At 63.7% G+C, this 8,598-nt stretch carries 6 protein-coding genes and 2 pseudogenes; 2 read left to right on the top strand and 6 right to left on the bottom strand.

Annotation, left to right across the window (positions count from 1 at the left end):
• Positions 1–405: 405 nt before the first annotated feature.
• Positions 406–492, top strand: a pseudogene (locus IEY21_RS16355) (IS6 family transposase); the annotation flags it as partial.
• Positions 493–644: 152 nt separating this feature from the next.
• Here the strand turns inward: IEY21_RS16355 and IEY21_RS16350 are convergent.
• From IEY21_RS16350 to IEY21_RS16330, 5 genes are read right to left on the bottom strand one after another with little or no spacing between them, the layout of a single operon-like run.
• The gene (locus IEY21_RS16350; RefSeq protein WP_188905407.1) at positions 645–1,826 is read right to left on the bottom strand and encodes a M20 family metallopeptidase; all 1,182 of its coding nucleotides are present in this window, start codon (positions 1,824–1,826) and stop codon (positions 645–647) included.
• Positions 1,827–1,879: 53 nt separating this feature from the next.
• On the bottom strand, positions 1,880–3,427 hold the full coding sequence (locus IEY21_RS16345; RefSeq protein WP_188905406.1) for an ABC transporter substrate-binding protein: 1,548 nt from the start codon (positions 3,425–3,427) through the stop codon (positions 1,880–1,882).
• Positions 3,428–3,468: 41 nt separating this feature from the next.
• Positions 3,469–4,182, bottom strand: coding sequence for a DUF1028 domain-containing protein (locus IEY21_RS16340; protein ID WP_188905405.1), 714 nt, complete (start codon positions 4,180–4,182; stop codon positions 3,469–3,471).
• Between the two features lie 46 nt (positions 4,183–4,228).
• Positions 4,229–5,101: an ABC transporter permease gene (locus IEY21_RS16335; protein WP_188905404.1), complete on the bottom strand. Its 873-nt coding sequence runs from the start codon at positions 5,099–5,101 to the stop codon at positions 4,229–4,231.
• The gene (locus IEY21_RS16330; protein WP_188905403.1) at positions 5,094–6,047 is read right to left on the bottom strand and encodes an ABC transporter permease; all 954 of its coding nucleotides are present in this window, start codon (positions 6,045–6,047) and stop codon (positions 5,094–5,096) included. The genes IEY21_RS16335 and IEY21_RS16330 overlap by 8 nt, the downstream gene beginning before the upstream one ends.
• A 180-nt stretch (positions 6,048–6,227) precedes the next feature.
• Here IEY21_RS16330 and IEY21_RS16325 point away from each other — a divergent pair, with 180 nt between their 5' ends.
• Entirely contained in the window at positions 6,228–7,160 is a 933-nt protein-coding gene (locus IEY21_RS16325) for a MurR/RpiR family transcriptional regulator (protein WP_188905402.1), read from the top strand.
• A gap of 665 nt (positions 7,161–7,825) precedes the next feature.
• On the opposite strand, the pseudogene IEY21_RS16320 reads toward IEY21_RS16325, so the two are convergent.
• A pseudogene (locus IEY21_RS16320) lies at positions 7,826–8,481 on the bottom strand (IS6 family transposase).
• Between the last annotated feature and the right edge of the window lie 117 nt (positions 8,482–8,598).

The following is an 8,598-nucleotide window of genomic DNA, read 5'->3' as shown; positions in this document are numbered from 1 at the left end:
ACTGGGCTACTTGACGCCTCACGAGTTCGAACGCCAAGCTAAAGCCGCTTAACCTCAACTACGCAATAGCGGGACAAGCCCAAACTCAGCCTACGCGGCCGAATTGAGGGCATTTTGCGCGTACATGCCTGGATGGTCTGTCGCGCTGACCCACGGTATGGATTCTGCGGTTCGTCATTATGGTGCCTCCTATCTTCGAGGCTTATCTCCATCTGCGCAAAACCGGGTCACCCTCATGTAGATCCCACAGAACCAAGCGCCAGCAGCGCAAGAGCGCCCTTACGCTCCCGGAGGCTGGAGGCCAGGGCATCGGGCGGGCGAGCAGTTGAGCAGGACCGGGCATCAGGGGATTCACTGTACTGGGTGGTGTTCGCCGTGCGTGGGGACGGGAGCGCGGGAGCAACACGGTTTCAGTTCGGCTTCCAACAACGGCGGCGATGCCAGGAATTCCTTGCGTCGCATGCCCGGGTCTCGAACCTTTACCGCCAGACCTGAACCACCGTTCCCGCCGCCCACAGACGAGGTCATCCATCCGCCCCGCTCCGCTGGCAACAGGCGATGCATCAAGCGCTTGCCAAGCGACTTCAGCCCCACGGAGCTGAAGTCGCCAGAACCCGCGCAAGCAAGGCCGGGTGGGGAAGGAATTACCCTCCGGATACCGTGAGGCGCCGGGCCGCCCCCACCAGAATCTTGACGCCGTGGCCAAGCGCATCCTCGTCGATTGCGAACTGGGGATGGTGGTGGGGCGCGGTGATCCCGGAGTCCTCGTTGCGGGCCCCAATGAAGAAGAAGGCGCCAGGAACCTGACTGAGGTAGGCGCTGAAATCCTCCCCGCCCATGGTCGGTTGCGCTTCGGCGAGCGCCTGCTCGCCCAGGGTCTCGCGTACCACCTCACGCATGACCTCAGTGATCTCGGGATCGTTGATGGTTGCCCGGTATCCCTGCTCATAGTCAAACTGGTAGGTGGCCCCGAATCCCTGTGTCACCCCCTGAATCAAGCGCTCCATCCACTGCGGGATCTGCTCGCGCAGTGCGGGGTCAAAGGTGCGCACCGTGCCGCTCAGCACGACCGCATTGGGGATGACGTTGTGGGCCTGCCCCGCGTGGATGGTCGTGACGCTCAGCACTGCGGGTTCTAGTGGATCGCGCTGGCGCGACACGACGGCCTGCAGGGCGGTGACGATGTGGCACGCGATCAGAATGGGGTCGACCGTCTCGTGCGGCATGGCGCCGTGGCCACCTTTACCAGTCACGGTCAGGGTGAAGGTATCCGGCGCAGCCATCAGCGGCCCTGATTTCAGGGCAATCAATCCCACCGGAATGGGGGTGAACAGGTGCGCTCCGATGGCGACGTCGACCCCCTGCGTGATGCCGGCATCGACCAGCTGCTGTCCGCCCCCCGGAAACAGCTCCTCGGCGTGCTGGAAAATAAAGCGGATCTCGCCTGGAAGCTGGGCTCTCATGCGGGTGAGCACCTGGGCTGCCCCCAGCAGCATGGCCGTGTGACCATCGTGCCCGCAGGCGTGCATCACGCCGTCGTTCTTCGACGCGAAGTCGTAGGACGTGTCTTCCTGAATGGGCAGGGCGTCCATGTCGGCGCGCATCAGCAGCGTCCGTCCGGGACCACCCTCGCCCTTAAGCACCGCGAGGACGCTCGTGGGGGTGGGACGCGAGAGAATCAGGCCGTCCATGGCGCGCAGCTGCGTTTCCACGTAATCGGCTGTGGCATGCTCCTGGAAGGACAGCTCCGGATGCTCGTGAAGCCAGCGGCGCCAGGTGATGACCTGATCTTCGAGGGTGGTCTGGGGATCGAGGGTACGTGTCATGACGAACCTCCAAGAATGCAGGGGCCGCGGCGGCTGGCCGGGGCCAGCGGCATTCAGGGCTTGAAGACGTTGCTTAATTTCAGGATGAATGGGGAAATGGGGTCCAGGGCCATGCCCTGCACCTTGGCGTTGTAGGCCACAACCTGCTGGGCGTGGTCGACGAACACCCAGGGCACGTCCTCGTTGATCAGGACCATGGCTTTTTGATAGATCACGTCACGTTTCTTGGGATCGGCCTCTGCCCGGCCCTGATCCATGAGTTTGTCCACGGCCGCGTTCTTGTACTGGCCCGTGTTGAAACCAGGCGGAAAGGACTTGCTCGACAGCAGGGGATCAAGGACGAAAGCGGGATCGACCGCGGTGTCCATCCACGACAGCTCCCACATGTCGAGGTTGGATTTGGCGGCGCCGGCCCCGATCCTGGACAGGAAGGTGCCCCAGTCCATCTGCTGGATGTTGACCTTGACGCCGATCTGCCCCAGGTAAGCCTGGATGGCGGTCCCCATCTGGGTAGGGCTCTGCATTCCGGATCCCGAGGTCGGCACGAGCAGGGTCGTGGTGAAACCGCCTGGATAGCCGGCCTGAGCGAGCAGGTCCTTGGCCTTCTTGGGGTCGTAGGCATAGGGATTGACGTTGGGGTTGTGGCCCAACTGCATCGGCGCGAGCGGCTGTACTGCCGGGGTGCCGGTGCCGTACAACACTCCCTCGGTGATGGCCTTGCGATCGACCGCGTAGTTCAGGGCCTGACGGACCAGCTTGTTGTCAAAGGGAGCCTTCGTGAGGTTCAGACCCAGCCACCAGATGTGGGGGCCGGCCTTCTGCGCGATGTTGTAGCCGCCGCTCTTGAGCTTGGCGAGGTTCTCCGAGGCGGGGTTGATCACGAGGTCCACCGTGCCGGACTGCAGCGCCACCGCCCGCTGGCTTTCCTGGACGATCGGCACCCAGACCAGCTTCGTGCTCTTGGGTTTATTGCCCCAGTAACGGGCGTTGCTCTTGAGGATCAGCTGCCCGCCGCGGTTCCATTTCTCGAGCATATATGGGCCGCTGCCGCCGCCGCTCAGAGCGAAGGTCTTGCCATTGGCAAGCGCTTGCTTGGGATTGACGACCGAGCTGGTCGGCACGCTCAGGGCGGCCATGAAGGCCGAGTTGGGACTCTTGAGCTTGAACTCCACGGTGCTGGCATTGACCTTACGGACCGAGGCGACCGAGCCGTAGTAAAAGTCGGCGAAGGGAAACGGGCCGAACTTGTATCCCGGGTTGTTCTTGTTGAGCTGCCGGTCGAACGAGAACACGACCGCGTCGGCATTCAGCGGATCGCCATTGGCAAACTTCAGGTTGGGTTTCAGGGTGAAGGTATACGTCAGACCGTCTTTGGACATCTGCCATTTGGAGGCGAGCACCGGTTGGAACGACCCGTTTGGCCCCAGCTTGACCAGGGTGTCGTACATGTGCGACAGCACATGCATGGTGTTGAGGTCGGTGACCTGTGCGGGGTCGAGCGAGGTGGCGTCGGCCTCGTAACCCACGACCAGCTGGGACTGGGCCAGGGCGCTGCTGAAGGGGGCAGCGGCGAGCAGGGCGGTCAGGACATACTTGTTCATGGAGTCTCCTGTACGGGTGAGCAGAGGCAGCGAAGGGAGGTTCATCGGTCCTGGAGCAGACCGCTGCGGCGGGACGCTTCCATGTCGAACTGGCCATTCGGATGGGCCAGGGTGGGCAGCATGGCGATAAGCGGCAGCAACTGTTCGCGTGCCACGCCGTATACGCGGCGCAGTTCTGGCACGGGATCGTGGTGCTCGTCCACCCGCAGGTCCACGAGCGGGTACGCTTCGGTGCTGAAGACCTTGACGGCGGCCGACTGTTTGCCACGCTTGTCACCGCCGGCGTCCTGACCGGCCTGAAGCGCGCCGAGCAGCCGCTCCACGAGGGGCAGATCGGCAGTGTTGGAGAAGTCCTGTTCCATGGCGTCCAGCGTTGCGGCGCCCACGAGCATGTTTCCGGCAATGGCGTAATCGGGACCGGTGAGGTGGCCGTACCAGCCGTCGCAGCCGTCGCCAGAGTACGCGGCCGAGCCGCCGTGGCGGTCCACCACGGCGAACTGGCGCAGGGCCAGCCCCGCGTCGCGCGTCTTGAGCAGCTCTACCGTCTCGGCCGCCGGGTGGCCGGCGGCGAGGTATTCCAGTCCCCACAGGCCCAGGTAGGGATTGACGAAGGACTGCGTGGCCACCGCACCCACCTCGGCCTGGACGAAGGGACACAGCATGCCCACACCGGGAACGGCGGTCGACACGGCCACGCCCAGCTGGCCGGTGCGGGCGCAGCGCGCGGTGATCGAGAAGGTGTTCAGCTTGATCATGAGGGCTCCTGGATGAATGGGGGCGGGGCGACAGGGGAGACGCGGCTCACTCTTCGCGCAGCAAGCTGGAGCGCAGTCCTACACCGAACAGGTTGAGGCCTACCACCGCCACGACGATGGTGAGGCCGGGCAGCATCGCCACCTGGGGCAGCGACGCCATGAAGTTCTGGGATTCGGCGAGCATGCTGCCCCAGTCCGCCGTGGGCGGCTGCGTCCCGAGCCCGAGGAAGCTCAGGGCCGAGGTCTGACCGATCATCCAGCCGGTGGTCATGAACAGCGTGGGCACCGTGATGCCGATAATGTTGGGCAGCATGTGCGCCCACACGATGCGTCCATGCCGTGCGCCCAGGGCCACGGCGGCCGTGATGAACTCGCGCTCGCGCACGCGCGCCGCCTCGCTTTTGACCAGCCGGGCGGTGAAGGGCACGTTGGCGATCGCCACGGCAATCAGCGCGTTCACGGTCGACGGTCCCAGGGCCGCCACGATCAGGATGGCCAGCAGAATGAAGGGAAAGCCCATCAGGATGTCGGTCAGCCGCATGACCACCACGTCGACCCAGCCCTTGTAGTACGCCGCGATCAGTCCCAGCGCGGTGCCGAGTCCCGTGGCGAGCAGCGCGGCTCCCACACTGCTGATCAGCGTGATGCGCCCTCCGTACAGCAGGCGGCTCAGCAGGTCGCGGCCCAGGTTGTCGGTGCCCAGCACGTGGCCGTCAAAGCCGAACGGTCTCAGCGACTGCCCGAGGTTGATGGCGTTGGGATCGGTGGGAGCGAGCAGCGGCGCGAGCAGGGCCAGCGCGGCGAAGACGACCACCACCAGTCCGCCCGCGATCATGGAGCCGTTGCCCTTCCACCGCCGGCGCACCGGCACACCGTCCTGGCTCAGAGCGACATCCGGGCGCAGTGAGGCGTCACTCATGATGGGCCCTCAAGCGCGGGTCGATGACACCGTAGGACGCCTCGACCGCGAAGTTGACGGCCACGAAGATGGCGGAGAGCACCAGGCTGGCTCCCAGTACCACCGGATAATCGCGGCTGATGGCGGCCTGCACGAGCAGTTGCCCGATGCCCGGCCAGTTGAAGACGTTCTCGACGAGCACGGCGCCGCCGATCACATAGTTGATCTCTAAGCCCAGGGTGGTCACCACCGGAATCCAGGTGTTGCGCAGGGCGTGGCGCACGATGGCGCGGCGGTGCGACAGGCCCTTGGCGATGCCGGTGCGCACGTAATCCTGCTTGACCTCGTTGAGCAGCGTGGAGCGGGTGATCTGGGCGACCACCGCGGCGGGCGCGAGCGAGAGCGCGAGGACCGGCAGCACAAGGTGGTGGAGCAGGTCCGCCCAGGTTCCCTCCGCTCCAGGCGACCGCATGCCGCTCGTGGGAAACCAGCCGAGCTGCAGTCCGAAAAACAGGATCAGCAGCAGGCCGAGCCAGAACACCGGCACCGCCAGCGCCACGAACATCAGGATGTTGGCGCTGTGGTCAACCCAGCCCCGCCGGAACAGGCCGCTGAGCAGACCCACCGACACCCCGAGCAGCGTGGCCACCACGAACGCCGGGACGGCCAGAATCATGGAGTTGCCCAGACGCTCGTACAGCACCGAGGACACCGCCTGTTTGATGCTGATGGACGTGCCCAGGTCGCCGGTCAGGGCGTGACCCAGCCAGCGAAAGTACTGTACGATCGCGGGCTGGTCGAGGCCGAGCTCGGCGGTGAGTTGCCGTAGGGCGTCGGGCGTGGCGAAGGGGCCGAGCAGCAGCTGCGCCGGGCTGCCCGGTGCCAGGTGCAGGGCCAGGAATACCGTGGCCGACACCCCCCACAGCACAAAGAGAAAGAGGAGAAACCGCTGCAGAAGAGACAACATGAAGAACACCTCGTGGAGTCACGGCCGGAAGACGAAGCAGGCATCTGTGTGGCAGAACTGTTCCGGACCTGGATTCAGTGGCAGCCATCTGGTCCTCACAGCAACCGCGGTACGCCTTGAATTGAATTATTCAGAATCGTACCATAAAGATAAAATTATTCAAGGGAGAAGGACATGTCCATGACGCTGACCGATCGCCGCAGCCTGATGGCGCTGCTGGACGCCGAGATTCCTACGCTCTCGGGAGCTCAGCGCCGCTTGGCCCTGTACCTGCGGGAACATCCCGAACAGGTTTCGTTTATGACGACCACCGATTTTGCACAGGCCGCCAGCACCAGCCAGTCTTCGGTCACCCGCTTCGCGCTGCGGCTCGGCTTCGACAGCTACGCGGATTTCAGCAAGGTCCTCAGCGATGTTGTCCTTCATGAGATTCACAACAAAGCCCCTACCGAACGCTTCCGGGAGCAGGAAGGCAGCAGCCACTTCATGGATTTCATTGCGCAGGAAATGAATCACCTCAGGGGGCTCGCCGATCTGCTTGCAAGTCCGGAATTCGGGCGCAGCGTGCCCCAGCTTGCTCTCAGCCGACGTGTCATTGTCGTCGGGTTCGCGGCGGCGGCCTCCATCGCTGAGCATGCCAGCCTGTACTTGTCCCGCCTGCATCCCCACGTTCACTGCGTCACCACCCTGGAGGCGGGGGTCATGACTCATTTGACGCACTGGAGCGCCCAGGATACGGCCCTGCTGTTCACGGTTCCCCGCTTGACCACCGACACGGTGCGCTTCTCGGAGCTGCTGAAGCAACGCGACGTCCCCGTCATCCTCATCGCGGATCCGGCCGCGCTGATAGCGCCAGACCAGGTTAAAGAGACCTTGATCGTGCCAGTCACGCTGGGGCTCACCACCGCCGTGCCGTCCGCCATGTTGATGTTCGCCAGCCTGCTCGTCGATGCGGTCGCCTTGCAGCGGGCCCGGCAGACATCCGAAGCCCTTCAGACCTTTGAAGAGCTCTCGGCCACGGGCAGGCTGTTTGTGGAACACCGGGGGTCCGCCGAAGCGTCTTGGGAAGAGCACCTCAGAACCCTACGACAGGCACCGGACGAGATGACTTGAGGTGTGCCTGAAAAACGTGCTGGCACGGGTGTCGTGTTCAGCTGTGGGGTTCTGACGACTTCAGCTCCGTGGGGCTGAAGTCGCCTGTCAAGCAGCTTGATTATCAAGCCGCTTACGCTTGCTGCGTCGCCTCTCGCCACCGGAGCAGGGCGGCGGATGGATGGCTTCGTCTGAGGGCGGTGGCGACGGTGGTTCGGGTAGAGCAAGCGGTGAAGGTGAGGAACGCTCGAGTCCGTTGCAGCCGACAGCGTTCCTGCTGCCGAGGTGATGGGTGCGGTGGCTCTACGAGGTGGGTGTACGCTGAAGTGAGACCCACGGGAAGTTCTCGTGGGACTGCGCCACAGCTGCACAGCTTGTCGATGTGAATCGCCTGCTGGGACAGCATCTTCTCCCAGCAGGCGGACGAAAAAGAATCTGGTCGCCCGGGTGTCTCGGTGTGCCTGAAGCGGGAGGTCCAGCACATCCCCCGTGTTCGTCGACCGCTCGTCCTCAGCACCTTACACTTTGAGGGGACTGACGTCCTGGAGGCAATAAGGCGGTACGAAGGGCGGTCTCTCAGTCTGTGACGAACAGGGTTGTGGCAAGTTGTTGGAGTGTGAGGTGGCGACGAAGGTTTCCAGTGGCAGGCGGCCTGAACTTCAGGCCACCTGCCACACAGTTTCTTGTCACGTCTTGAAGGCGATCTGCTGATGGTGACGGCGGTGGCGAGCAGGAACGGTGGGGCGGGCAGGGTGATGGAGACTTGTGACACGAGCGTGCAGGTCGAGGAAGCCCTGAGCGCGTTTCCGTGATCTGAACCCTTGCTGTTGACGTTCCTGCCGCCGGGTCGGCCGGTGGGACTGCTCAATGGAGTTGTTGTAACGAGCGGTCGAGACGACCTGGACGTGCTCCACGCCGTGGAGCACGGGGAGTTGTCGAATCGCCGATTCATAACTCCACAGCTTGTCGGTGTGGATGATCTCGGGCACGTCATATTCCGCCAGGAGGCGGACGAAGAACAACCTGGCAGCCTCGGTATCGCGGTGTTCCTGCAAGAAAACGTCCAGTACGGCTCCGTGTTCATCCACGGCCTGCCACAACCAGTGTTTGACCCCGCCGATATCTACATGCCGTCACGTCCCGATGGCGGAGTTCCTGGGCAAACAGCGCACTGAACTTAATGCACCAGGTTCGGATAGATTCGCGCGTGACAACGATTCCCCGTTCCAGCAACAGTTCCTCGACATCCCGGCAGCTGAGGGTGAAGCGGTGGTACAACGTTTGCGGCGTAACCAATGACCGCCAGGGGGAACCGGTACCCGGAAAGCTTCTCACCACTCAACACCGCGTCACCCTACCTCAACAACTTGCCACAACCCCGACTGTGTCTGAGGTGCTCGGACTGGAGCGGCTGGCTGCGTTCGGGCTGCCGCCGGACAGACCTCCATCCCGCAGGCGT

The sequence above is a fragment of the Deinococcus aerophilus genome (genome assembly GCF_014647075.1).
In the GTDB taxonomy this organism is placed as follows: Bacteria; Deinococcota; Deinococci; order Deinococcales; family Deinococcaceae; genus Deinococcus; species Deinococcus aerophilus.
Note: the sequence above shows the minus strand (reverse complement) of the source record. Positions and strands in the feature narration are given on the sequence as shown.

What these genes read in the sequence shown, in the direction of transcription:
- IEY21_RS16330 (WP_188905403.1), bottom strand. Translation starts at nt 6,047, where the DNA reads ATGTTGTCTCTTCTGCAGCGGTTTCTCCTCTTTCTCTTTGTGCTGTGG.
- IEY21_RS16340 (WP_188905405.1), bottom strand. Translation starts at nt 4,182, where the DNA reads ATGATCAAGCTGAACACCTTCTCGATCACCGCGCGCTGCGCCCGCACC.
- IEY21_RS16325 (WP_188905402.1), top strand. Translation starts at nt 6,228, where the DNA reads ATGACGCTGACCGATCGCCGCAGCCTGATGGCGCTGCTGGACGCCGAG.
- IEY21_RS16335 (WP_188905404.1), bottom strand. Translation starts at nt 5,101, where the DNA reads ATGAGTGACGCCTCACTGCGCCCGGATGTCGCTCTGAGCCAGGACGGT.
- IEY21_RS16345 (WP_188905406.1), bottom strand. Translation starts at nt 3,427, where the DNA reads ATGAACAAGTATGTCCTGACCGCCCTGCTCGCCGCTGCCCCCTTCAGC.
- IEY21_RS16350 (WP_188905407.1), bottom strand. Translation starts at nt 1,826, where the DNA reads ATGACACGTACCCTCGATCCCCAGACCACCCTCGAAGATCAGGTCATC.